This is a genomic window from Bacillus sp. KICET-3, from assembly GCF_033261025.1.
In the GTDB taxonomy this organism is placed as follows: Bacteria; Bacillota; Bacilli; order Bacillales; family Bacillaceae; genus Bacillus; species Bacillus sonorensis.
The window spans coordinates 3,958,533-3,981,702 of sequence record NZ_CP137345.1; the positions used below are offsets into that span (position 1 = coordinate 3,958,533).

Sequence of the window (23,170 nt, forward strand, 5' to 3'; positions counted from 1 at the left end):
GATCATGAACGGGAACAGGAGACTCATATGAAATTTTTCAAAACACTTTTCCTTACTTTCTTCTTAGCAGCTGTTATATTCGCCATTTTCATATTGTTTTCCAAAGATGCATTCAGCCCGTTAACCGACATGCTAAAAAGCGGTCAGATTTTGGGCAGCCAAAACATAAAGGATGAAATCAAGCCGCTCGACGTCCCTTTGATTAAGCAAATGGACCCGCCCAAGCTTTTTAATGGCTGCGAAGTAGCCAGCTTGGCGATGATTTTAAATTACAGCGGCCATGATGTGACAAAAAATGAGCTTGCCAAAAACGTCCAAAAAGTTCCTTTACATTATAAAAACGGCTTAAAAGGAAACCCTAACGACGGCTTTGTCGGCGATATGGAAAACGGCCCCGGCCTCAGCGTCTACCACGGACCGGTTTATGAGCTGGCCCAATCATATGCCGGAAATAAAGTCATCGACTTAACGGGAAGCAAACCTGAAGCCATCTACGAGCAATTAAATCGCGGGAGGCCGGTCTGGGTGATTACCACCGTAAAATTCACCCCGGTGAATGATATGGAAACATGGGAAACGCCCTCAGGCAAAGTTGATGTGACATACAGCGTCCACAGCGTGGTGGTCACAGGCTATGATCAGAACCACGTGTATGTAAACGATCCATACGGTTATAAAAACAGAAAAACCGACAAAGACAATTTCGAACAGTCATGGGAGCAAATGGGGAATCAAGCGATTGTGATTGCTTCCTAAAAAAGAAAATGAGGCCGGACTCATCACCAGCCTCTTTCTTTATGCGTATAAATAAAAAAACCGCCGGCCAAGCTCCTTTAAAGGAGTTTGGCCGGCAGGCCTGCGTTTCCGTTACGATTTTGTTCCTTTTTGAACAGCCTGCCAAAAAGACTCGGATTCATGGCCTAGTGCATAGACAGAAACCCCTGCAATTTGATATTCGACTGAAAGGCGGCTTTTCATTTCCACGGTGTCTTCATTTTCATACCAGACAACATGCTGATGCCCCTTCTGATCGACATATGAAAACGTCATTGAAGCTGTCTGTTTATCATATACGGGTCTGGCCCCCGTCTCTTTTATGAGCGACTGAATCTCATTCCACTGCTTCATCGTATTGTTTTCTTGATTTGTTTCATCCCAATCATACCCGTATGCAGGAATACCCATGACCACTTTATCGGCCCTTATTTCCTGAACCGCAAAATCAAGAGAGCTTGTGATCCAGCCCATACTTGCTACAGAACCAGGCTCGCTCCAGCTGCCATGCTCGTCATATGTCATGACTTGCACATAGTCGGCGGCCCGTCCAATCTTTGCATAATCGTAAGGCCAGCTCCATTCATCCTCCTGATCATCCGCACTTTTGGCAGGTACAGAAACCATCGTTTGGATCTGCTCTTTCTTCAAAGTGTCTGCAACATATTGGATGAAGCTTGAATAATCCGCCCGCTCATTCGGAAAAACCGCTTCAAAATCGATATTGACGCCATGATAGCCATGCTCTTTTGCCAGCTTTACAAGCTGACTGGCGAATCGTTTTTTGATTGTTGCGTTTTTCATGACTTTTGACGCGAGATCGCCGTCAAAATCTTGAATCGCTTCGCTGTAATTCGAGATCACGGCCCATGTCTTGATATTGTATTTTTTAGCGAGCGCCAGCTGGTTGTCAGGGCTGTCGCCGATGATATTTCCGTTTTCATTAAAGGCAAATGTATCGGTGGCGATGGAATTGATATATTCATGATGCGCCGCAAGCGATTGATCTGAAGCGGCATCCCACGTCGTATAGCCGAGAACCATCTTTTCAGCTGCATCTGCTTTCGCATATGTAAAGAATACAATAATAGCCGAAAGCGCCATGCATACCCACAATTTCTTTTTCATCGTCATATTCCCCTTTTCATTTTTTCCAATTTTAACATGAAAGCAAATGAAAAAATTGTGAAATGACTAGCAATTTTTTCTATCGATTCTTTTATCCTGTTCGAAAATAGCTCAATTTTCATTGACAGATTTAAAAAAATGAATAAACCGATGTCTCATTCCGTGTGTAATTTACTGTATTTTTACATATTTTGAAATGATTAGTTTACAATCGCGAGATTTCCTTTTATGATAATAGCGAAATTAGATGTCTCACTTTCGATGCAAAAGAACCAGAACGAAAATGACGGCAGGGATGAAGGCAGGAGACATGGCTGAATGTCAGCCAAAACTAAATCTTTAGGAGGGTTTCAGTCATGAAAAAATTAGCTGGTTTGGTCGTGCTGTCAGGTTTGGTTGCCGGTTTGTGCGGACAGGCTTTTCCCGAAAAAGCCTCTGCCGCAGAGGTCGTCCATCAAACGATTGTCGTTGAAAAAGGGAAGACTTATGATGGAAAAGGACAGCGTTTTACGGCTGGTCCGGAGCTTGGCGACGGCAGTCAGAAAGAAGGCCAAAAACCGATTTTCAAGGTGGAGGATGGGGCGACGCTGAAAAATGTCGTGCTTGGCGCACCGGCTGCTGATGGCGTTCACACTTACGGAAACGCTTCGATCAATAATGTCGTTTGGGAGGATGTCGGAGAGGACGCCCTGACTGTGAAACAAAAGGGAAATGTCACGATCAACGGCGGATCTGCGCGCCTGGCCTCAGATAAGATTTTTCAAATCAACAAAGCAAGCACGTTTACGGTGAAAAACTTCACCGCTGATCAAGGGGGCAAGTTCATTCGCCAGCTCGGCGGCTCAACCTTTAAGACTTCCGTCGTGATTGACAGCTGCACCATCACCAACATGAAGGAAGCCATTTTCAGAACGGACAGCTCGACAAGCACCGTGACGATGACAAACACAAGATACTCGAATGTCGGCAAAAAGTGGATCGGAGTAAAGCATGTGACGGAAAAAAACAATCAGGAATTCTAGCAATGAAACCCCCTCTGTCTACTCAGAGGGGGTTTCCATCCGTTTCTCCATTTCTTCTTTTGTATAAATGAGCCGCATCGGATTGCCGCCGACAAAAGCACCCGGCGGAACGTCCTTATGAACGAGCGTTCCGGCGGAAACGACGGCGCCGTCTCCGATGGTTACGCCGGGAAGGATCGTCGTGTTCGCTCCGATCATCACCTCATCTCCGATTGCGACCTCACCGAGACGATACTCTTTAATTAAATACTCATGGGCTAGAATCGTTGTATTGTAGCCGATCACGGTATTACGGCCGACGGATATTTTTTCGGGAAACATCACATCAAGCATGACCATCAAGGCAAATGAGCTTTGCTCTCCGATCTTCATCCGCAAAAACGTTCTGTACATCCAGTTTTTCACCCCGAGAAACGGTGTATAGCGGGCCGTCTGAATGACGATAAAGTTTTTGACCACTTTGAAAAACGGAACCGTTTGATAGACATGCCATAAGGAGTTGGCGCCTGACACCGGATAACGCTTCGTTTTTCTCAAGCCTGCTCCACTCCGAGAATCGCAAGAAGGTCGCTCATTTTGCCGAGCATATAGTCGGGCTGATGCTTGGCAAGGCTTGCTTCCCCTTTAATCGCCCAAGCGACGCCCGCAGTTTTTGTGCCCGCATGTTTCCCAGCTAAAATATCGTGGTAATTGTCGCCGACCATGATCGCTTCATCGGGGCGGCTGCCAAGCTTGGAAAGCGCAAGCAGAACAGGCTCAGGATCGGGCTTGGCACGCTTTACATCATCAAGCGTCACGACCGTATCAAAGAAACGGCCTAAACCCGTCAGCTCAAGACCCATGTTGACGGTATCGCGCAGCTTCGTCGTCACAATGCCGAGCTTATACCCTTCTTGGGCCAAGCGGTCGAGCGTCTCGTAAACCGTATCATATTCCGTCACGAGCTGATCGTGCATTTTATGGTTGAACTCGCGGTACATGCTGATCATTTCTTCAGTATTATCCCGATCTATCCCGCTGAAGGTTTCGTAAAGGGAAGGTCCAATAAATGCAAGCACATCCTCCCTTGTATAGCGGCCTGGGGTATAATGCTCAAGGGTATGCAAAAACGATGCGATGATCAGCTCATTTGTATTAATGAGCGTTCCATCCAAATCAAATAAAACCGTATTAATTTTCATACAAAGCTTCCTTTCTCCGAACGGAATAACCCGGTTTCCTCCACAGACGCGAGACTGCGATCGTCAAGATGACCGCTGTCACAAGCCTGATCATAAGCAGCGGCCAGACCGGAATGCCGAGCGGAATAAATACCAATGTATCTTCAACGACGGCATGGCAGGCGACAAGAAAAATGAATGCAAGCGTCACATCCCGGTTGCTGACGCCGTCTTCCTCGACAGCCTTGATCATGACGCCTGCTCCATAGGCTAGCCCGATGGTCAGTCCGGCGACCATTGTCATCGATGTGTTTTCTTTCATTCCGAGCATTCTCGTCAACGGCGCGAACCACTTGGAAAAGATGTTCAGCCAGCCGAGGTCCCTCATATACTGAATGATGATCATCAGCGGTATGACAATCGCTGCCAGCTGCAGAATCCCAAGCCCCGCCTTTGTGACGGCTTCAAGCGAGATGTCAATCCAGCCGGATGGAGCCGCAGCCTTTGCCGATATCAAACCGTATTTGGCCGCCTCCTGTCCTCCGTGCCACACAAGATTGATCAGGATGGCGGAGACGCCGGCAAGGCCGATGCGGACAATCAGAATGAGCCATATCTTGATTCCGACCCTTGAAGCGACTGTCGATTCAATAATCAGGTTATGGCAAAACGACAGCATGACAGCCAATATAAAGACTTCTTTGACAGACAAATCGAGCGTCAGTATACCCGCAATTCCGGCATACAAATTGAGCATGTTGCCCAAAACAAGCGGGATTGCCGCTTCCCCTGAAAGACCGAAAATTCCCATCGCCGGAGTGATCAGCTTGATCATCCAGTCCATCACCGGAGTATGCTGAAGCAGGCTGACAATCAGCGTAACCGGAAAAATCACCTTTCCGAGCGTCCATGTCGTTTTCAGGCCCGCTTCCGCCCCGGCTTTTAAGGTTCCCTTCATTGCTGTCTCCCCTTTATGCAATCTACATCTCTTGATATCGTTTAATCTCATCACCTTTTAAACGTCTGAACAGAAGAAGCGCAACGGCGCATACGATCAGAGCAATGGAAATGACCTGGGCGATGCGGAGCGATTCCGTCAGCATCAGGCTGTCCGTGCGCAGGCCTTCGATATAGTAGCGGCCGATCGAATACCAGATGATATAGAGTAAAAACAATTCGCCCCTCTTTAAATTCGCTTTTCTCAAAAGAAGTAAAACAATGACTCCCGTAAAGCTCCATAATGATTCATATAAAAATGTAGGATGATAATATTGCCCGTTGATATACATTTGGTTGATGATGAAATCAGGCAAATGCAGGTTTTCTAAAAACGCCCTTGATACAGCTCCGCCGTGGGCTTCCTGATTCATAAAGTTCCCCCAGCGGCCGATCGCCTGGCCCAAAAGAATGCTTGGAGCCGCGATATCGGCGAGCTTCCAAAAGGAAAGGCCCTTTACCCTTGCATAAATGATCCCCGTCAACACGGCCCCTATGAGACCGCCGTGGATCGCAAGGCCCCCGTTCCATATCTGAATGATCTGATCAGGGTGCTGGCTGTAATAGTCCCATTGAAAAATGACATAGTATGTTCTCGCGCATATAATCGCAATCGGGATCGCAAAAAGCACCAGATCTACAAACGTGTCTTTATGCAGCCCTCTCCGTTCGCCTTCCCTGACTGCCAGCCACAATCCAAGCAGCGCGCCTAAACCGATGATGATCCCGTACCAGTGGACGGCAATCGGCCCTAAGTGAAAGGCAATCGGATTTAAAGGTTCAATCGTTTCATTCATATTGTCAGCTCCTATTCTTCAAGCTCACCATCTTCAATCACATCCGCGAGTTTATTGGTGAATTGCTCCGCCGCATTCAGACCCATCCGCTTCAGCCTGAAGTTCATGGCGGCCACTTCGATAATGACAGCGAGGTTTCTTCCCGGACGGACCGGAATGGTCAGCTTTGGAATGTCGGTATCTATGATTTTCATTGTTTCTTCTTCAAGCCCTAAACGGTCATATTGTTTTCCCTGCTCCCAAAGCTCCAGGCTCATCACAAGGGTGATCCGTTTAAAACTTCTGACGGCTCCCGCGCCGAATAATGTCATAACATTGATAATGCCGAGGCCTCTGATTTCAAGGAGATGCTCAATTAATTCAGGCGCGCTCCCGATCAGTGTGTCCTGATCCTCCTGCCTGATCTCCACGCAGTCATCCGCAACAAGACGGTGGCCCCTTTTGACAAGCTCCAAAGCGGTTTCACTTTTTCCGACGCCGCTCTTTCCAATAATCAAAACCCCTACGCCGTAGACATCCACGAGCACGCCGTGAATTGCCGTCGTCGGAGCCAGCTGGCTTTCGAGAAAATTCGTCAGGCGGCTGGACAGGCGCGTGGTTTTCAAAGGCGAACGCAGCACAGGTACGCCTTTTTCTTCAGAAGCTTCAATCAGTTCGGACGGAATCGGCAAATCACGCGACAGAATGATCGCCGGCGTAATTTCAGTGCACAACGAAAGCATCCGCTGTTTTTTTTCTTCTTCAGGAAGCTTCTCAAAAAAGGTAATTTCGGTTTTTCCAAGCAGCTGGACCCGTTCTTTCGGATAGTATGTAAAATATCCCGCCATTTCAAGCCCCGGCCTTGACAAATCACTCATCGTAATCGGTCGGTTGATTCCTTCTTCTCCGCTGATCAGCTCCAGCTTAAATTTATCCATCACATCTTTTGTTCGAACTTTCGGCACGATTGATGCACCCTCCTCTTCTCAGGTGAAGAAAAACTAGACATTCAGCTTTATTCTATCACTTTCAAAATGAACCTAAAACTATTTTTGATAAATAAAGCTTATGACGATTTCCCGGCGGCCGCCCGGTGAAAGGCTTTCTTTCATCCCGAAAAATCAGTAGTATGAAGAGAGGAACGTTTAAAGGAAGTGAACAGAGCGTGGAATACAATATTCATGATACAACCGTGCTGAATGAGGACATCCTTTCACCTGAGGAAAAAGAAACATGGGTTCTATATATGAAAGTCCTGACAGCCGCGGGACTTGGGGATGTCTCTGAATGGATGAAGCTTGATATCAGTATGCCGCAAATGAAAGTATTAATGCTTTTGAACAACCACGGAAAACTGAAAGTCTCGGAGATCGCCGAAAAAATGGGCGCCTCCCTGCCAAATATGACCGGGCTGCTCGGCCGCCTTGAACAGGCCGATTTTATTAAAAGAACGCATTCTGAGACAGATCGAAGAACGATCGTCGTCGAATTGACGGAAAGAGCAAAAGACATTTTCCGGGGCTTGTATAAAAAAGGGCATGAGAAGCTGAAAAAGGCCCTCCAGATGCTGAATGAAGACGAAAAGAAAAAAGTGAATGAGGGGCTCAGCATCCTTGAAAAAGCGCTGAAATCAAATGAAGCAGACTAAAAAAGCCGCAGCCGGTACAGGCGCGGCTTTTTTTTTGATGAAAAATTCCTTTTGACAAAATAAGGATTTTCAAGGATGATAAAAATAATTCATTTAAAGTGAATTATTTATTTTAAGTTAATCATATAAGGAGGGAATCATGATGTCCGCCACTCTTCCAAAAGCCGAACCAAACCAGAAATGGGCGATTTTTCTGTTTACGATCGGCGTGTTTATGGCAGCCTTGGACAATGGCATTATTTCAGCAGCACTTACGACAATCAATAAGTCTTTTCAAGTATCCCCTTCATGGGGGGCATGGGGAATTACGCTTTATACACTCGGCTTGGCCGTCAGTGTTCCGATTGTCGGAAAGCTGTCAGACCGTTATGGAAGAAAAAAGCTTTTTATTGCAGAGGTCACGCTTTTTGGCATAGGGTCATTATTGGTTGCCATCAGCCAAAGCTTTCCGATGTTTTTATTGGCGCGTCTCATTCAATCGCTTGGCGGGGGCGGCATTTTCATTATCGGAAGCTCCCATGTTCTCACGGTGCTTCCGAAAGAAAAACAAGGGACTGCGCTTGGACTGTTGGGCGCGATGAACGGCATCGCCGCCGTGCTCGGTCCGAATATCGGCAGCTTTATTCTTGATATCGCCGGAAGCTGGCATTGGCTGTTTTTAATTAATTTGCCGATTGCCGCCGGGCTTGTCCTCTTCAGCTTTCCGCTTATCAGCGAAACAAAAGCCGATCAAATAAAACCTCTCGATCTGACGGGAACCGTCATTTTATCTTTGGCGATTTTGTCCGTCATGTACGGCATAACCAATCTGAATGGCCAAGATATATTGGCCGGCTTGGCCGATCCCGATGTTTTCTCTTTTCTCGCGGCCGGCCTCGTTTTGTTTGCAGGACTGTTTTTTTATGAAAAACGGGTGGAGCAAAAAGGCGGAGATCCGATCCTCGCCTACAGCTTATTGAAAAACAGGGTGTTTCAATGGACGCTTTTTATCGGTTTCTTATCCGGGGGACTGTTGGCAGCCGTCATTTTTATTCCATCATATGCGGAACAGTATTTGCATGTCGCTCCGGAAAAAGCGGGCTACTGGATGACGCCGCTTGCGCTTGCCTCAGGCGCGGGGGCCGGACTGGGCGGAATGATGGCCGACAAAAAAGGCCCGGTTAAAACAACATTGCTCTCAGGAGCCGTTTCATTTTTGGGCTTTTTGCTGTTGTCAGTCTGGGTGACGGAAAAATGGGAATTTGTTTTAGCGAGCGTGACCGCCGGGATCGGTTTTGGCTTTCTGTTAGGTGCGCCTTTAAACATGCTCGTATCAGAGTCAGCAAAACAGCATTACGGAACCGCGCTCGGGACATTGTCGCTCGTCAGGCAAATGGGGCTGACACTGGCGCCTGCGCTTTATGCCGGATTTATCACGGCCGGCTACGAAAATATCGCCAGCCGTATCACCGCAAAACTAAAAGACAACGGCATCCCCGCGAATTCATTTGCAGGAGGCGAAGCAAACGCGCTGCAGCTGAAAGAAAAGCTCAGCCAAATTCCGGATCCAAATATAAAACAGATCATCACAGACGCGATTCAAGAGAGCAATGGAACCGGGTTTGGAAAGCTTTACTTAGCCGCTGCCGTCATGTCCATTATTGTGATTGGCGCAATCACCATATTATCGGCCTATAGAAACAAACAGGCCCGCCGGGACATGTAAAAAAAACACTTGCCATCCGCTAGGAAAACAAGTGCTTTTTACGATCGAGAATCGTGTATGTGGCCAGCAAAAATCCAATCTCGGCAAGCGGAAGCCGGTTTTTTAAGACATTGATCAAGGAAGGGAGCCCCGCTTCGCATACCATGCGGGCGGGCCCATCATGTCCGGCTGAGAGGGGTGGATCTGTTGACTTTCCACAGCCTGTCGCAGAACTGTCCGACATGTTCCTGTGGTGTGCGGAAGCAGGCCACTCTGGCCCTTTATTACTTGAAAACGGCTTCACATCTTCTTGCTTCGTCGTGAAATTCCAAATGTCAGACCGGCTTTTGCCGCCATATTGGTCAACCGCTTCGGCATACCAAAAATAGTCTGTGTTCGGCTTTAAACGGTCCCAGGTTACAGACGCCGTTTTTCCGCTTTTGACTTTTTTCGCTTCGCCGATTTGCTGGCGAGAAAACACATTCAGTTCAAAGTAGTCGGTTTTGACTTTTTTCCGGCGCGGTTTCAGATCGGTTTTGATGCTGAATTCATCTTTTGCTCCATATTGATGCGGATCATAAAAATGATAATCATCAAGGTATGGCGAATATGTTTTGACATGAATAGTATCGCGCTTCGGATCGACCTGAAAAATCCTCAAATAGCCTTGACCGCCTTCAGGCCCGCCTTGATAATCGGCAAGCATTTGGTACACGTTCCTGTCCGGACGGCCGTCGCCGTCGTCATCAAGCTTGTCTACTTTCAAATTGGAACTGTGATAATGGCCGCTTAAAACAGCGATGACATTTTGATTCGGTTTGATGACATGCTCAAATATCCTGTCGCCGATCGGGCTCCTGCTACCGCTCACAAGCAAAAATTCGTGGAACGACAGGATCGCTTTCCTGTCAGGATACTTTTTCAGCACCTCATCCAGCCACCGCAGTTCTTTTGTTCCGATTCCCCAGCCCATGTAGAGCATGATATAGTCGTTGCCCCCGCTGGAAATCAAATCGTAGTGCCCCTTATTGTTCAAAAAGGAGCCTCCGTAAAATGGTTTATGCTTGAAGCGCTTCTCGCCGAAGTATTTGCCGTAGCTCACATACGAACGATCCTTATGGCTGACATCGTGGTTTCCCGCCAGTACGCCGTATGGCACCTGATGCTTGTCAAGCACCTTCATATATTGATCAGCCCGCTTCCATTGAACGGGCTGATCGGCTTCATCCACAATATCTCCCGTATGGAAAACATATTGAATGTTCAGCCTGTCTTTCTGCTCTGCGATCCATTTGACCTGCTTTTCAAAAATATGCGGATAGCTTTCGGCATAATATTGGGTGTCCGACATCCAGATAAAGGTATAATCATCAGGAGAAAGCCGGATTTGGTCCTGAATGATGATGCTCGCCCGGGAATGGCGGACATGGTCTGCCGTCTTGATGTTTCCCTTAAGTGTAAAAGCCTTTTCATCTTTTGCAATTTGGTAAACAATCGCATCCCATTTATTTTTCTTGAAGTTCCAGGCGAACATGGATACCTTTCTCCCCGGAAGGGAGCTTCCCCGCCATGTCACTTCCGCTTTATCATGTCGACCAACATTTCCAGCGATTTTCACATCAAAACGGTGATACGGAAACCGGGTCGTAGAAACGGTCTCAAAGCCTTGTCCGTCGGCTGCCGATAAGCTGCTGCGCTCTTCTTTGGACAGCGGCTTCTCTCCATGAACGGCAAACCCCCTGGGCGGCTCTGTCTCGCTTCCATTTACCGAGACTTTGACATGCTCTTCATCCTTTACCGTATATTGATGGCCCCGATAAAAGGAAACCTTCAGTTTGTCTTTTGTAGGATCTTTGACGCGTACGGCTAATTCAGCCTGTGTGCTGCCGGAGCGGGTTTTGATTTTTTCGGGTTTTTCAGGCTGTTCCTTTTTGATGTAAAAGACTTTTTTCGCAACCGTGGCATTGCCCGCGCTGTCGACCGCTTTTACTTTAAAGACATGTTTTCCGGCAGCCAGGTCTGCGGATGCCGCGGCATGCGGCAAAGAAATCGTTTTGCCGTCAAGAGACGCTTTGATTTCTTTGATTCCGCTCCGTTTGTCTTTGACGGCCGCATCAAGGGTAAACACCCCTTTATAGGCTTTTCCGTCTTTTATGGAAGTTTTGATTTGCGGACCGCTGTGATCAACCATTACCTTCCGTTTTACTCTTTCTTCACGGTTCTCCGCTTCAATCGTATGCCAGCCTTCCTTCCAGTCTTTTGTTTTCCAATGAAAGGCCAGCGACTTAAAACTGGCATCGTGCACAGAAAAACGAAATTCATACCACTTCTCCGCATCCCGGTTGTTCCCGACGCGGAGAGCAGATGACGGATCGGTATAGCGATCATCACGGATGACCGTTCCGTCCGCCAAAATGAGGCGCGGGTTTTTCAGTAAAAAATCGTCGCGGTTTTCTGCAGCCGATTGTTGAAATGGAGATGCTTTCGTACCTGAACGGACTTTGATGGAAAAGGGCTTGCCCTTTGAAAATTCTTCAGGCGGAACCGGTACGGTAATCGTCTTGTACCGATGGTATGTGTCATCAAATATTTTTTGAACCCGCTTTCCGATGGTCACCGCATTTTTAAAATAAAGGTTCGTTTTATTGACGTCAAAAGCAAAATAGGCGGTCTTTTCAAGGGCTGTGCCGGCCGGCTTTTGTTTTTTTCCGTCAATCCGGATGACCGTCTCCTCAGGCGGTCCTTCCGAAGTGGCCTTCAGCATCATATTCCCGGAAACGGTGTCTCCCTCTTGCACATTAAGCCTGAGTCCTTTTAGAAAGCTTTGTTCAAACGGGATCGTTTTCTTTCCTCCAGCGACCGTATTAGAGCCGTCACTCGCTTTTATATAATACTCAAACTTTTCCTTACCGATCCATTCGGTGAAATCGATGGTATGACGGTAGAGGCCGTCCGTTTCGCTTTTTTCGGCGCTGACTCCGATAAATGCTTCATCATCGCTCATCCGGTAAAAAAACTGTGCTTTTTTGACCTGTTTATTGTCTTTTATATCTGCCAAAAGCTGAATCGTCTCTCCAGGCTTAACCGGTTGACGGGCAGTGAGATCCCGGATTCGCGGTCTTTCTCTATCCGGCAGAATCGTCACCATTTCTGATGGTGTCTGTTCCCTTAAAAGCGAGCCTGGCGACGGTTTCATTTCCCCGCTCGATATTTTCGCCATATGCTTTGTACCGTCAATCGGGTACTTATAAAGAATCGCTTTATCCTCGGCCGCGTCGGTCCATCCGGGCTGATGATCATAATGTGCGACGGCGATCTCTTCCCCGCTGTCCGTGGTCATGACCAGATCCCTTGATGCCAGGTTGGCCATCCCGCCTCCTTTCAATCCGGACAATGTCTTGCCTTCTTCCAGATGAACGCCGTAATGACGGTTGAAATCAGCAGCCGTTAAATGTCCGTTGGCCTCGTTTTTCAGCCAAAAAACATGTGTTTTTCCTGAAGGAATCGTGATACCGTCCTGTTCAAAAGGCCAGAGCACATCAGATTCCTTTCCCTTTTCAGGATGTCTGTATCTCATATTGTAGCTGTTCAAATGAACAGGTTCATTCGTATTATTATAAACTTCAATAAATTCATATCCGTCTTTTCCGCCGACATTGGCTGAATCGACAACCATTTCAGTAATCAAAAGCTCAGGCAGCTTCTGAACATCTTCTTGAAACCCGTTTATATCGATGGTGTACATCTCCGTTTTGGCAGAATGATCGCCATGCCGGGCTTCAATATAATAAACAACCTTGTCGGAAGTGAATGCTCCGCTGTCAACTTTGGCAATGTAGCTTTCCTTTTTGCCTGGTACAATTTCCATTGGAACCGCACGAAACGGCAGCTCTTCATTTTGTTTGTAATACAGGATCACGGTGTCTGCATCCGTCTTTGCCGTAAAAAGCAAATCCTCGCCCTTCTCCCCTTTTTCTACAGGTGTATGCCTTATGACAGGCGAGTTTTCGCCTGCGCCTGCTGCTGGCTGAACATGCTCTGCGCTTATCGGCTGTATGTCAGCCGCATAAACGGGAGACACCGATATAACCGAAAGATATGCTGCGACAATCAACAAAAGGGTTTGGCGGTTTCTGTTCTTTTTCATCGTCTACCTCCCTTTCGTATTTTGCCTTGTCGCATCTTTTTTATGAAAACTTATCCGAGGCAAAAAAAAGAAGCCTGAGGCTTCAGGCTCCTTTTTACTTTTTTGTCATCGGTTCGATGATTGCTTTTTGGATCAGCAGGTGAAAGACCGACAGGACAATGGACGCGAATATGGCTGTCCCAAAGCCGTCCAGGTTAAAACTGTCGCCCATAATCGCCGCTGTCATATACAGTGTGACGGCATTGATTACAAATAAAAATAAACCGAGCGTCACAACCGTGACAGGCAATGTGAGAATGATCAGCACCGGCTTCACAAATGCATTCAAAATCGATAAAATCAAGCTGGCCAAAATGGCCGCTCCGATGCTTCCGACATGAACCGAATCAAAATATCCGGCAATAACGATGAGTAACAAGGCGTTGACAAGAACGCTTATGATCCATCTTATCATCTATTTGACGTCTCCTTCATTTGGAACTACAAACACCCAGACGATATATATCAGCAGCACGGGAATTCCCGTCGAAAAAATAAACAACAAGACGGTTATGATTCTGAGCAGTGCTGCGTCGATATGGAAATATTCGGCCAGGCCGCCGACGACCCCGGCAATTTTTCTGTCTGTTTCGGATCGAAATAGCCTTTTCATTATATCACTCCTGTGTATGGTTTAAATGAATCGATCCAGTCTTTGATTCTAAAAATACCGTCATGTTTTGATCATGATGTTGATTTGCTTTTATATACATTTCTTTCTGTATCGTTTCATTTTTTTCTTTAAGGATTTCCGCGTCGGACAGTTCATTAGACAGGGAACCCAGATTGCTTTTCAGCTCTGCGGTGACGGCGCAGTCGCGGGGAACATTCAATTCAATGCTGCCCGTCGTCGTTTTCACATAAGCCGAACGGCAGTGCGGACTCTTGACAGTTGCGGCAATATTGCCGTTGAAGCTTTGCAAATCAAGGGTCTCACACGATCCCTTCAGATCAATTAGCCCATTGATCGTTTCCGCTTCAATCTCCCCGCACTCGTGGTCCGCCAGTTTGATCTGCCCATTGGCCGTTTCCAATGAAGCTTTGCCGGCGGTCAGCCCCGAAAACGATAAAATGCCGTTTGTCGTTTTGGCCGAAAGCTCTTTTACGTTTAAATGTTCCCCCCTGACCGGGCCGTTAAACAGCTTGAAGCGGATTTTGCCGTATTCCTTGTCTGGAATATAGACGGTCAGATTGGTCTTCATCGTCTTTTTCTCGGTGCGGATCAAAAATTTATCTCCTTCGCTTCCGCATTCAATATGCTCAAGAAAAGCCCGCCTCGCTTCATCAAGGGTTTCGGTCCGGTATATTTTCGCCTGGCACTCGACCCGCATATCTGCATCGCTCCACGGGAGGAGATTGACGCTGCCATTGGCCAGCTGAATGTCGAGTGTGGAAAAATCTATATCTTTAAATTGGAAAATGTGCTGGACTTCGAATGACTGCCCAAAATTCAAATCCAGATCAACTTCTTTCACTTTTTTAACCGCGGTGTCAATCCATTCAAACAGCTTGGAACCGATTGAAGGTTTCGGCTCTCTCTTCTTTTCGCTGTAAAACTGTTCTGATTCAATGACATTCTCGGATAATGCCGTGATCTTGCTTTCTTTCTGCTTGTAGTCTTCTTCCAGTTTTTCAATCAGGATCAGCGCTTCTTTCGCTGACAGCTTCCCTGCCTCAACCAATTTTAAAATCCGTTCTTTTTCATTTGTCATGAAAATCCCCCGTTCTCGTTCTTTTATACCCGAGTCAGCATTTTAATTCCCTGGATAACGTTCCAAATCGCAATAATCAAGCTGATGATCACGAAAAAAATAAAGCCGCCGAAAACAGAAAAAAACGCGAAATAGCCGCCGTCATCAAATATAAACATTCCGCTCACCGCACCCGCCGCCAGTATGACTACGCTGATAAACGGAATAATATGCGATATGAGCGAGCGCAGCGCATGCTTTTTCGTTTCTTGATCATCTGTTATAAAATACGCGGCAATAGGCAAAATAAGCGGGGCAAAAAAAACGCTAAAATAACAAATTGCAGAAATCAGTGCGTTGTTTCTCGTCATTCTGATCACTCTCCTGAGGTTTTAAAACAGTTCTTCCTGAGTCCAATGTACAATGACCTTATACTCAAGTCTACGTGTATCATAGCCGTTTTGTTTCATTTTCATTCGATGGGCATGCGTCAATCTTCGCAAATTGATTTTTCTAGATTTTATGAATAGATTCTTTTTTTATAACCCTTTACAATATGTGCAAAGCCCAGTAATAAGAAGGAGGCGGCGTCATGAAACATAGACAGGCGGAACATGCGTCATTTGCTCCGCAGCTTTTTGAACTGATTCAGGAACAAAAACGGATCAATCAAGGGATCATTAACCAGTTGGAAGCGATCAACTCGGCGCCTCCGCTTTCAAATGAAATCCGCTATCTGAAAGTTCTGCTCAGCAGCAGCAGCACACATATCACAAACAGCCTGACGGAAGCGGCACAACAACTCAGTGATCCGAATAAATAGTAAGATTCAATCGGCACATGTCAATTTGTCAGCCCGGCTAGATGAACGGTCCGGCGCCTGCCCGCTTGAATCGCCAGACTGGTCCGCGTCGTGGGTTGCCCCGGAGTTTGGAACCTGATGCTTTCTCATGCATGATATATTACAGCTTTTTCTTTCTTCCCTAAGATTTATAACAGCTATTTCTTGAAAGCGCAATGAAAATCGCTTGAACAATTTGAAGCGATTCGAAAAAGCTGCCGACGTTGCGTCGACAGCTTCGCTTATCAAGGTCTGACGGCTTCTTTCTCCTGAAGCCGTTTTTTCATTCTGTTTTTGTCGCGTTCGATGATCGGCTTTAAATAACGTCCTGTATAGGAAGTTTCGACTTTGATGACATCTTCCGGCGGGCCGGCGGCAACAATGGTCCCGCCGCCGTCACCGCCTTCAGGACCTAAATCGATCAAATAATCGGCCGCTTTAATAATATCGAGATTATGTTCAATGACAAGCACGGTATCGCCGTTTTCGACCAGCCGCTGGAGAACGGCCAAAAGCCTTGCGATGTCATCTACATGCAGACCTGTCGTCGGCTCGTCCAAAATGTAGAGGGATCGGCCGGTTGACCTTCTGTGCAGTTCAGACGCAAGTTTGACGCGCTGCGCTTCACCGCCTGAAAGCGTCGTCGCAGGCTGTCCGAGCTTAATATAGCCAAGACCGACGTCATAAAGGGTCTGAAGCTTCCTCTTGATCTTCGGTATATTTTCAAAAAACTGCACCGCATTTTCAACCGTCATGTCAAGCACGTCAGAAATATTTTTTCCTTTGTATGTCACCTGCAGCGTTTCCCGATTATACCGTTTGCCGTGGCAGACTTCGCAAGGCACGTATACATCCGGGAGAAAATGCATTTCGATTTTGATGATTCCATCGCCTTTGCATGCTTCACAACGGCCGCCTTTGACGTTGAAGCTAAAGCGCCCTTTTTTATAGCCTCTGACTTTTGCTTCGTTTGTCTGGGCAAACACATCCCGGATATCGTCAAACACGCCCGTGTATGTGGCAGGGTTTGACCTCGGCGTCCGGCCGATCGGGGACTGGTCGATGTCAATCACCTTATCGAGATGCTCGATCCCCTTGATTTCCTTGAATTCCCCCGGCTTGGCCTTTGCACGATGCAGTTTTTGGGCAAGCGTTTTGTGCAGAATTTCATTGACGAGGGTGCTTTTGCCTGAACCGGAAACACCGGTGACAGCGGCAAACACGCCAAGCGGAAACTTAACGGAAACATTTTTCAGATTGTTTTCCTTTGCCCCTTTTACTTCGATATAGCGTCCGTCGGGCTTTCTCCGTTCAAGCGGCAGAGGAATGAATTTTTCCCCTGACAGATATTGTCCTGTCAATGATTTCTCATCGTTCATGACTTCTTCAGGAGTTCCCGCCGAAATGACTTCGCCTCCGTGAACACCCGCTCCGGGTCCGATGTCGATTAAATAATCGGCGGCAAGCATCGTATCCTCATCATGTTCAACGACAATCAATGTGTTGCCAATGTCCCTCATATTTTTCAGCGTGTCAATCAAGCGGTCATTGTCGCGCTGATGAAGCCCGATTGACGGCTCATCAAGGATGTAAAGGACGCCGGTCAGCCTTGAGCCGATCTGCGTCGCGAGGCGGATCCGCTGCGCCTCCCCTCCGGAAAGGGTACCCGCCGCCCGGCTGAGCGTCAAATAATCCAGTCCGACATTATTTAAAAATCCGAGCCTTTCCTCAATCTCCCGCAAAATCAGATTGGCGATCTTCATATCTTTTTCGGACAGCTCCAGACTGCGGAAAAACTGAAGTCCGTCCGCCACCGACATATCTGTGATCTTTCCGATATGAAGGCCGTTAACCAGGACGGCCAGCGATTCTTTTTTCAGCCGGTATCCTTTGCATGAAGGACAAGGCTGATTGGCCATGTATTTTTCCATCTGCTCGCGGATATAGTCTGAGCTTGTTTCTTTATAGCGTCTTTCGATATTGCGGATGACGCCTTCAAATTCAATATAATTTTCACGGACCTGTCCAAAGTCATTTTCATATTTAAAATAAACCTGTTCACCGTCACTGCCGTAGAGAATCTTGTCAAGATGGTGTTTCGGCAGCTCTTTCACAGGCACGTCCATATCAATTCCATAATGACTGCACACCGCTTCCAGCAGCTTTGGATAGTATTGAGAACTCTGCGGTTCCCAAGGCGCGATGGCGTGCTGCTTCAGCGTCAGCTCATCGTTCGGAATAACGAGCTCCACATCGACTTCAAGCTTTGATCCCAGGCCGTCACAGCTTGGACAGGCGCCGAACGGACTGTTAAAAGAAAACATTCTCGGCTCCAGCTCTCCAATCGAAAAGCCGCAGTGGGGGCAGGCATGATGCTCGCTGAAAAGCAGCTCTTCCTGGCCGATCACATCGATAATGACCCGGCCCTCGCCAAGGCGGAGCGCGGTTTCGAGTGAATCTGTCAGACGGGCAGTCACGCCTTCTTTGACGACGATGCGGTCGACGACCACTTCAATCGAATGCTTTTTGTTTTTTTCAAGCTCGATTTCTTCAGAAAGATCGTTCATTTCTCCGTCGATGCGGACCCTCACATAGCCCTGCTTCCTGATTTGATCCAGGACTTTGACGTGCGATCCTTTTCGTCCCGAGACGACCGGCGCAAGCACTTGAATCTTTGTCCGCTCCGGATATTCCAAAATCCGGTCTGTCATCTGTTCGATCGTCTGCGATGTGATTTCGATCCCGTGCACCGGACAAACCGGCTTTCCGATTCTGGCATACAAAAGACGCAGATAATCATAGATTTCCGTTACCGTTCCGACTGTTGAGCGGGGATTCCGGCTTGTCGTTTTCTGATCGATGCTGATCGCGGGAGAAAGGCCTTCGATCGCGTCTACATCAGGTTTGTCCATCTGCCCTAAAAACTGGCGGGCATATGCGGAAAGAGATTCGACATAGCGTCTCTGTCCTTCAGCATATATAGTGTCAAACGCAAGGGAGGACTTCCCTGACCCGGAAAGGCCAGTCAAAACGACAAGCTTATCCCTGGGGATGGAGACATCGATGTTTTTCAGATTATGCGCCCTTGCTCCTTTCACCTCTATTCGTTCCATTGCCATATTCAATTCACCCTTCCGATTTTAACTCTAGAAGCAAGTCCCGAAGCTCAGCGGCACGTTCAAAGTCAAGCGCTTTTGCAGCTTCCTTCATATCGTGCTCCATCTGGGCGATTACTTTTTCCCGCTCTTTCTTCGTCATTTTCGAAAGCTTCGGTTCCTCTTTCACTTTATATTCTTCCTGATCCTCAGCCGCATAGGTCGCACGGATGACATCGCGAATCTTTTTGTTGATCGTTTTCGGTGTAATGCCGTGTTTCCTGTTAAATGCCTCCTGCTGCTCGCGGCGTCGCTTCGTCTCATTGATCGCGATTTCCATGGAATTCGTGATTTTATCCGCGTACATAATGACCCGGCCGTCGGCGTTTCTTGCCGCCCGGCCGATCGTTTGGATCAAGGAGCGCTCAGAACGGAGGAAGCCTTCTTTATCGGCATCCAGTATCGCCACGAGCGAAACCTCCGGAATGTCCAAACCTTCCCTTAACAGGTTGATGCCGACGAGGACATCATGCTTGCCAAGGCGGAGATCACGGATGATTTCGATCCGTTCAAGCGTTTTGATCTCGGAATGCAGGTATGTAACCTTTATTCCGATCTCCTTCAGATAATCCGTCAAATCCTCGGACATCTTTTTCGTCAGTGTTGTGACAAGCACGCGCTCATTCCGGTCGATTCTCTGGCGGATTTCCCCGATCAGATCATCGATCTGTCCCTCGATCGGCCTTACATCAATGATCGGATCAAGCAGCCCGGTCGGCCGGATGATCTGCTCAACCATTTCAGGAGTATGATCAAGCTCATAAGGACCAGGCGTCGCCGATACATACACGATGTTATGAATGTGTTTTTCAAACTCCTCGAACCTCAGCGGCCTGTTGTCCAAAGCCGAAGGAAGCCTGAACCCGTGGTCGACGAGAACCTGCTTTCTCGCCTGGTCGCCGTTATACATCCCTCTGACCTGAGGAATGGTGACGTGCGACTCATCGATGACCATCAGGAAGTCATCCGGAAAATAATCGAGCAGCGTGTAAGGAGTGGATCCCGCCGGACGTAGCGTCAAGTGTCTCGAATAGTTTTCGATCCCTGAACAGAAGCCCATTTCCCGCATCATTTCCAGATCGTATTTCGTGCGCTGCTCCAGACGCTGGGCCTCGAGAAGCTTGCCTTCGTCGCGCAGCACCTTGAGCCGCTCTTCAAGCTCCGCTTCAATGTTTATGATCGCTTTTTTCATTTTTTCTTCGCGCGTTACGAAGTGGGAAGCCGGAAAAATTGCGATATGTTCGCGCTCTCCCAAAATTTCGCCAGTGAGGGCGTCCACTTCCCTGATGCGCTCGATTTCATCCCCGAAAAACTCGACCCGGATGCAATGTTCATCCCTTGACGCCGGGAAAATTTCGACGACATCGCCGCGCACCCTGAATGTTCCGCGCTGAAAATCGATGTCGTTTCGCGCATATTGGATATCGACGAGCTTTCTGAGAAGCTCGTTTCGTTCGATTTCCATTTCCGTTCTCAGAGAGAGCACCAGTTCCCTGTACTCCTCAGGAGAACCCAAACCGTAAATACAAGAGACACTCGCCACGATGATGACATCTTTGCGTTCAAAAAGTGCCGATGTGGCCGAGTGCCTTAATTTATCTATTTCATCATTAATGCTGGCATCTTTTTCAATAAACGTATCAGTCTGCGGAACATAGGCCTCAGGCTGATAGTAATCATAATAGCTTACAAAATACTCGACGGCATTGTTGGGGAAAAACTCCTTAAATTCGCTGTACAGCTGCCCGGCAAGCGTCTTGTTGTGGGCAATGACAAGGGTCGGTTTATTGACCTCTTTAATCACGTTTGAAATGGTAAACGTTTTTCCCGTACCGGTCGCGCCCAAAAGCGTTTGATGCTTTTTGCCTTCCCCTATGCCTTTAACGAGCTGTTCAATCGCTTTCGGCTGATCTCCCTGGGGCTGATAATTTGAGACTAATTCAAAGCGGTCTTTCACAAAAAAGCCTCCGTTTCCTTACGAAATCTTCCTGTTCATTATTTTAACACAATCAAACCAAAAATACGAACTAAAGTTCGGTTTTCGTATTTTTTCTACAAAAACGGCCTTTCCGGTCCTATCAAAAAACCCCTCCTTTTATGATCAAAAGCAGGGCTTCGCGGCAAACAATTCAAGGTTCTATGACTCTTCCTTCTTTTCGCCCGCCTTTTTGGCGGCATACAACGCTCCGGCAACAAGAGAAACAACATCAAGTCCTACAATAAAAAAGGTTTCTGTGTAGCCTTTCAAATAGGAAGCAAACAATAAAGCGGCGGTAAGAGCGATTCCGACATAATGGTTATAGGTCACCCTTGTAAAAAACAAAACAAGCAAGAACGGAAAAATTAGTGCAAAAACGGCTTTTGTAAACACAAAAACCCCCCTCACGTTTCTTGATCTTATTTGATTATATTAAAGAACAAAGAAACGGACAAACCAAGACACTCACTTCTTTATATTACCCACCTTAAAGCGGCGCTATTCGATAGTGCCCCATTAAAAGGCAAAAAAGAATGAGATTCCCGCCGCCAGCAGATTGGGGATTGCGAAAAAAGCGAGGGCATTCGATGTCTTGTGATTCGCCTTTCTGTGCTCCTGCGTTTCCGAATGATGGTTTCCCCTCAAACGGTCTCCGCTGATAAACACACCCGAAAATAAAGCAGAAAGAAGCCCGGCGCCAAGACCGGCCGTCCCTGAAATTCTGAAGACAAGCATCAAATCCCCCGTCGCAAGGGAGGCCGTTATCGAAACGAGACAAACAGCAAGACCGGCCAGAAAAGCCATCTTCATCTTTATCATTCTCCTTTTTTTAAGATATACCGATTTCCCTGGTCAAACGGATCGGAACATGACAAGCAAAAGGTTTATTGAAGCAAAGAAAAAGCGCCCTGCTATGACGCTTTTTCTAGGTATATGCTATAAGGTTTCCTCAGATGCGGCAGCTTCAATTCTACCAGACGGAAAGCCCTCCTCTTTCACAAAAATAATTCCGAGCTCATGGTGCTCTCCTTCATATGAAGCCCTCTGCTCAAAACGAACCTCATTGTTCAAGCCGACCACTTCAAGCTTGAAAAAGGCGCGGTTCTTTTGAAGAGCTTCATAAAAATCTGCAACATTTTTCACTTCCGTACCGTTGACCTTCGTGATGATCTCGCCAATCTGAAGGCCGAGATCTGCAGCCGGCGTGTTCGGAATGATGCCCAGCACCATCAGCCCCTGATCTCTTTTTGAAAAGTAAAACGGAGCGGAATTGTCGTTAACCCGCTGTTTCCATGTTAAAAAGGCTCTCCCCGCTATAGCGGCTCCTGCCGCGGCTGCGGCAAGCGGCGCCCACCATATGCTCCCGGCAGCTATCAGCAAAACGATGACGCCGAGAATGCTGATCCGCCTTGCCGTAATTTTGATGCTTTCGCTCGGAAGCGATCCCTGCACTCTCTGGCCAAAGCCGATAATATACGGAATCCATAATAATTGAAAGGCGTCTCCATTGAATGTCAAAACCGGCCACCACGGAACAGATGATTGGATCGCATCGCCCGGGATCAGAATAAACAATGGCAACAGCCAGGTGCGTCCCGCAATTTGCTGTCCGATCGGAAGCCCTCTCTTGCTCATCACAATCGACGGAGAGGTCCTCACATGAGCCGTTTTATAAGCCAATATCCCTTCTGTTATCAAAAGAAGGCCGAGCAAAACGGCAGCCGCAGACCAATTGGCAAGGGACAGCTGCGGAAGAACGGCATCAGCCGCTTCCGGATTGAAATAATCGAAACAGAAGCCGATCACCATGCTCAGTCCAAGCGTATATGCCGATGACAGCAGGCTCTGTCTGAATGTCAAGGCTGATATCGCGGTCACCGCCGCTATCAAGACGACCATTCCGAAAGGGAGCAGAATCCCCAAGCCGAAAGAGACAATCGACAAGAGGATACCCGCCAACAGCCCTTTAGAATATGTAAACTTGAATTCATCATGTATATCTTCAATGCGCGTATGAAATGTTTTTCTTTCACGTTTGATCCGGGCATATCCGTAAGCAAGACTCATGATCATCATAAAATAGAAGAGCGGATGCAAAAAGAACATTCCTGCTCCTTTTAAAAGTTCAATT

21 protein-coding genes are annotated in these 23,170 nt (G+C 47.4%); 5 read left to right on the forward strand and 16 right to left on the reverse strand.

Going from position 1 to position 23,170, the window contains the following annotated elements; all coding sequences use genetic code 11:
• Positions 1–27 precede the first annotated feature (27 nt).
• Positions 28–756: a C39 family peptidase gene (locus R5H20_RS20320; RefSeq protein WP_006639214.1), complete on the forward strand. Its 729-nt coding sequence runs from the start codon at positions 28–30 to the stop codon at positions 754–756.
• A gap of 111 nt (positions 757–867) precedes the next feature.
• On the opposite strand, the gene R5H20_RS20325 is transcribed toward R5H20_RS20320, so the two are convergent.
• Entirely contained in the window at positions 868–1,902 is a 1,035-nt protein-coding gene (locus R5H20_RS20325) for a glycosyl hydrolase family 18 protein (RefSeq protein WP_006639215.1), read from the reverse strand.
• 356 nt (positions 1,903–2,258) lie between these two features.
• Between R5H20_RS20325 and R5H20_RS20330 the strand changes: the two genes are divergently transcribed.
• The gene (locus tag R5H20_RS20330; RefSeq protein ID WP_006639216.1) at positions 2,259–2,924 is read left to right on the forward strand and encodes a pectate lyase; all 666 of its coding nucleotides are present in this window, start codon (positions 2,259–2,261) and stop codon (positions 2,922–2,924) included.
• A gap of 18 nt (positions 2,925–2,942) precedes the next feature.
• On the opposite strand, the gene R5H20_RS20335 is transcribed toward R5H20_RS20330, so the two are convergent.
• The 5 genes from R5H20_RS20335 to hprK are packed head-to-tail and all read right to left on the reverse strand — an operon-like array spanning position 2,943 to position 6,821.
• On the reverse strand, positions 2,943–3,461 hold the full coding sequence (locus R5H20_RS20335; protein WP_006639217.1) for an acyltransferase: 519 nt from the start codon (positions 3,459–3,461) through the stop codon (positions 2,943–2,945).
• Positions 3,458–4,105, reverse strand: a complete 648-nt coding sequence (gene ppaX / locus R5H20_RS20340; protein ID WP_006639218.1) for a pyrophosphatase PpaX — start codon at positions 4,103–4,105, stop codon at positions 3,458–3,460. Before ppaX ends, R5H20_RS20335 begins: the two co-directional genes overlap by 4 nt.
• Entirely contained in the window at positions 4,095–5,042 is a 948-nt protein-coding gene (locus tag R5H20_RS20345; RefSeq protein ID WP_006639219.1) for a nucleoside recognition domain-containing protein, read from the reverse strand. The genes ppaX and R5H20_RS20345 overlap by 11 nt, the downstream gene beginning before the upstream one ends.
• Before the next feature lie 22 nt (positions 5,043–5,064).
• Complete coding sequence (lgt, locus tag R5H20_RS20350; RefSeq protein WP_006639220.1) at positions 5,065–5,877, reverse strand: prolipoprotein diacylglyceryl transferase; 813 nt, start codon at positions 5,875–5,877, stop codon at positions 5,065–5,067.
• A gap of 11 nt (positions 5,878–5,888) precedes the next feature.
• The gene (gene hprK / locus R5H20_RS20355) at positions 5,889–6,821 is read right to left on the reverse strand and encodes an HPr(Ser) kinase/phosphatase (protein ID WP_006639221.1); all 933 of its coding nucleotides are present in this window, start codon (positions 6,819–6,821) and stop codon (positions 5,889–5,891) included.
• Positions 6,822–7,021: 200 nt separating this feature from the next.
• Between hprK and R5H20_RS20360 the strand changes: the two genes are divergently transcribed.
• Together R5H20_RS20360 and R5H20_RS20365 are read left to right on the forward strand one after the other, a co-directional pair.
• Positions 7,022–7,504, forward strand: a complete 483-nt coding sequence (locus tag R5H20_RS20360; protein ID WP_006639222.1) for a MarR family transcriptional regulator — start codon at positions 7,022–7,024, stop codon at positions 7,502–7,504.
• 142 nt (positions 7,505–7,646) lie between these two features.
• Positions 7,647–9,209 carry an MFS transporter gene (locus tag R5H20_RS20365; RefSeq protein ID WP_006639223.1) on the forward strand — a complete coding sequence of 521 codons (1,563 nt, stop codon included), beginning with the start codon at positions 7,647–7,649 and terminating at the stop codon, positions 9,207–9,209.
• A 19-nt stretch (positions 9,210–9,228) separates the two neighbouring features.
• Here the strand turns inward: R5H20_RS20365 and R5H20_RS20370 are convergent, their stop codons facing one another.
• The 5 genes from R5H20_RS20370 to R5H20_RS20390 form a co-directional block, all read right to left on the reverse strand.
• Positions 9,229–13,335, reverse strand: a complete 4,107-nt coding sequence (locus R5H20_RS20370) for a metallophosphoesterase (protein ID WP_006639224.1) — start codon at positions 13,333–13,335, stop codon at positions 9,229–9,231.
• A gap of 94 nt (positions 13,336–13,429) precedes the next feature.
• Positions 13,430–13,789: a phage holin family protein gene (locus tag R5H20_RS20375; protein ID WP_006639225.1), complete on the reverse strand. Its 360-nt coding sequence runs from the start codon at positions 13,787–13,789 to the stop codon at positions 13,430–13,432.
• Positions 13,790–13,987, reverse strand: a complete 198-nt coding sequence (locus R5H20_RS20380; RefSeq protein ID WP_006639226.1) for a PspC domain-containing protein — start codon at positions 13,985–13,987, stop codon at positions 13,790–13,792.
• A 4-nt stretch (positions 13,988–13,991) separates the two neighbouring features.
• Positions 13,992–15,086 carry a DUF4097 family beta strand repeat-containing protein gene (locus R5H20_RS20385; protein ID WP_006639227.1) on the reverse strand — a complete coding sequence of 365 codons (1,095 nt, stop codon included), beginning with the start codon at positions 15,084–15,086 and terminating at the stop codon, positions 13,992–13,994.
• A gap of 23 nt (positions 15,087–15,109) precedes the next feature.
• On the reverse strand, positions 15,110–15,436 hold the full coding sequence (locus tag R5H20_RS20390; protein WP_006639228.1) for a hypothetical protein: 327 nt from the start codon (positions 15,434–15,436) through the stop codon (positions 15,110–15,112).
• A gap of 221 nt (positions 15,437–15,657) precedes the next feature.
• Between R5H20_RS20390 and R5H20_RS20395 the strand changes: the two genes are divergently transcribed.
• The gene (locus tag R5H20_RS20395; protein ID WP_006639229.1) at positions 15,658–15,888 is read left to right on the forward strand and encodes a hypothetical protein; all 231 of its coding nucleotides are present in this window, start codon (positions 15,658–15,660) and stop codon (positions 15,886–15,888) included.
• 263 nt (positions 15,889–16,151) lie between these two features.
• Here the strand turns inward: R5H20_RS20395 and uvrA are convergent, their stop codons facing one another.
• The 5 genes from uvrA to R5H20_RS20420 form a co-directional block, all read right to left on the reverse strand.
• The gene (gene uvrA, locus R5H20_RS20400; protein WP_006639231.1) at positions 16,152–19,025 is read right to left on the reverse strand and encodes an excinuclease ABC subunit UvrA; all 2,874 of its coding nucleotides are present in this window, start codon (positions 19,023–19,025) and stop codon (positions 16,152–16,154) included.
• Between the two features lie 7 nt (positions 19,026–19,032).
• Positions 19,033–21,018 carry an excinuclease ABC subunit UvrB gene (uvrB, locus tag R5H20_RS20405; protein ID WP_006639232.1) on the reverse strand — a complete coding sequence of 662 codons (1,986 nt, stop codon included), beginning with the start codon at positions 21,016–21,018 and terminating at the stop codon, positions 19,033–19,035.
• A gap of 180 nt (positions 21,019–21,198) precedes the next feature.
• Positions 21,199–21,432: a CsbA family protein gene (locus tag R5H20_RS20410; RefSeq protein WP_006639233.1), complete on the reverse strand. Its 234-nt coding sequence runs from the start codon at positions 21,430–21,432 to the stop codon at positions 21,199–21,201.
• A 123-nt stretch (positions 21,433–21,555) separates the two neighbouring features.
• Positions 21,556–21,849, reverse strand: coding sequence for a DUF5316 domain-containing protein (locus R5H20_RS20415; protein ID WP_006639234.1), 294 nt, complete (start codon positions 21,847–21,849; stop codon positions 21,556–21,558).
• Positions 21,850–21,975: 126 nt separating this feature from the next.
• Positions 21,976–23,145: a PDZ domain-containing protein gene (locus R5H20_RS20420; RefSeq protein WP_087962539.1), complete on the reverse strand. Its 1,170-nt coding sequence runs from the start codon at positions 23,143–23,145 to the stop codon at positions 21,976–21,978.
• Between the last annotated feature and the right edge of the window lie 25 nt (positions 23,146–23,170).

Coding starts and splice junctions, on each gene's coding strand:
- lgt (WP_006639220.1), bottom strand. CDS start 5,877: ATGAATGAAACGATTGAACCTTTAAATCCGATTGCCTTTCACTTAGGG.
- R5H20_RS20385 (WP_006639227.1), bottom strand. CDS start 15,086: ATGACAAATGAAAAAGAACGGATTTTAAAATTGGTTGAGGCAGGGAAG.
- R5H20_RS20365 (WP_006639223.1), top strand. CDS start 7,647: ATGTCCGCCACTCTTCCAAAAGCCGAACCAAACCAGAAATGGGCGATT.
- R5H20_RS20345 (WP_006639219.1), bottom strand. CDS start 5,042: ATGAAGGGAACCTTAAAAGCCGGGGCGGAAGCGGGCCTGAAAACGACA.
- R5H20_RS20320 (WP_006639214.1), top strand. CDS start 28: ATGAAATTTTTCAAAACACTTTTCCTTACTTTCTTCTTAGCAGCTGTT.
- R5H20_RS20325 (WP_006639215.1), bottom strand. CDS start 1,902: ATGAAAAAGAAATTGTGGGTATGCATGGCGCTTTCGGCTATTATTGTA.
- R5H20_RS20380 (WP_006639226.1), bottom strand. CDS start 13,987: ATGAAAAGGCTATTTCGATCCGAAACAGACAGAAAAATTGCCGGGGTC.
- uvrA (WP_006639231.1), bottom strand. CDS start 19,025: ATGGCAATGGAACGAATAGAGGTGAAAGGAGCAAGGGCGCATAATCTG.
- R5H20_RS20375 (WP_006639225.1), bottom strand. CDS start 13,789: ATGATAAGATGGATCATAAGCGTTCTTGTCAACGCCTTGTTACTCATC.
- R5H20_RS20390 (WP_006639228.1), bottom strand. CDS start 15,436: ATGACGAGAAACAACGCACTGATTTCTGCAATTTGTTATTTTAGCGTT.
- R5H20_RS20420 (WP_087962539.1), bottom strand. CDS start 23,145: ATGTTCTTTTTGCATCCGCTCTTCTATTTTATGATGATCATGAGTCTT.
- ppaX (WP_006639218.1), bottom strand. CDS start 4,105: ATGAAAATTAATACGGTTTTATTTGATTTGGATGGAACGCTCATTAAT.
- R5H20_RS20415 (WP_006639234.1), bottom strand. CDS start 21,849: ATGAAGATGGCTTTTCTGGCCGGTCTTGCTGTTTGTCTCGTTTCGATA.
- R5H20_RS20330 (WP_006639216.1), top strand. CDS start 2,259: ATGAAAAAATTAGCTGGTTTGGTCGTGCTGTCAGGTTTGGTTGCCGGT.
- R5H20_RS20395 (WP_006639229.1), top strand. CDS start 15,658: ATGAAACATAGACAGGCGGAACATGCGTCATTTGCTCCGCAGCTTTTT.
- R5H20_RS20370 (WP_006639224.1), bottom strand. CDS start 13,335: ATGAAAAAGAACAGAAACCGCCAAACCCTTTTGTTGATTGTCGCAGCA.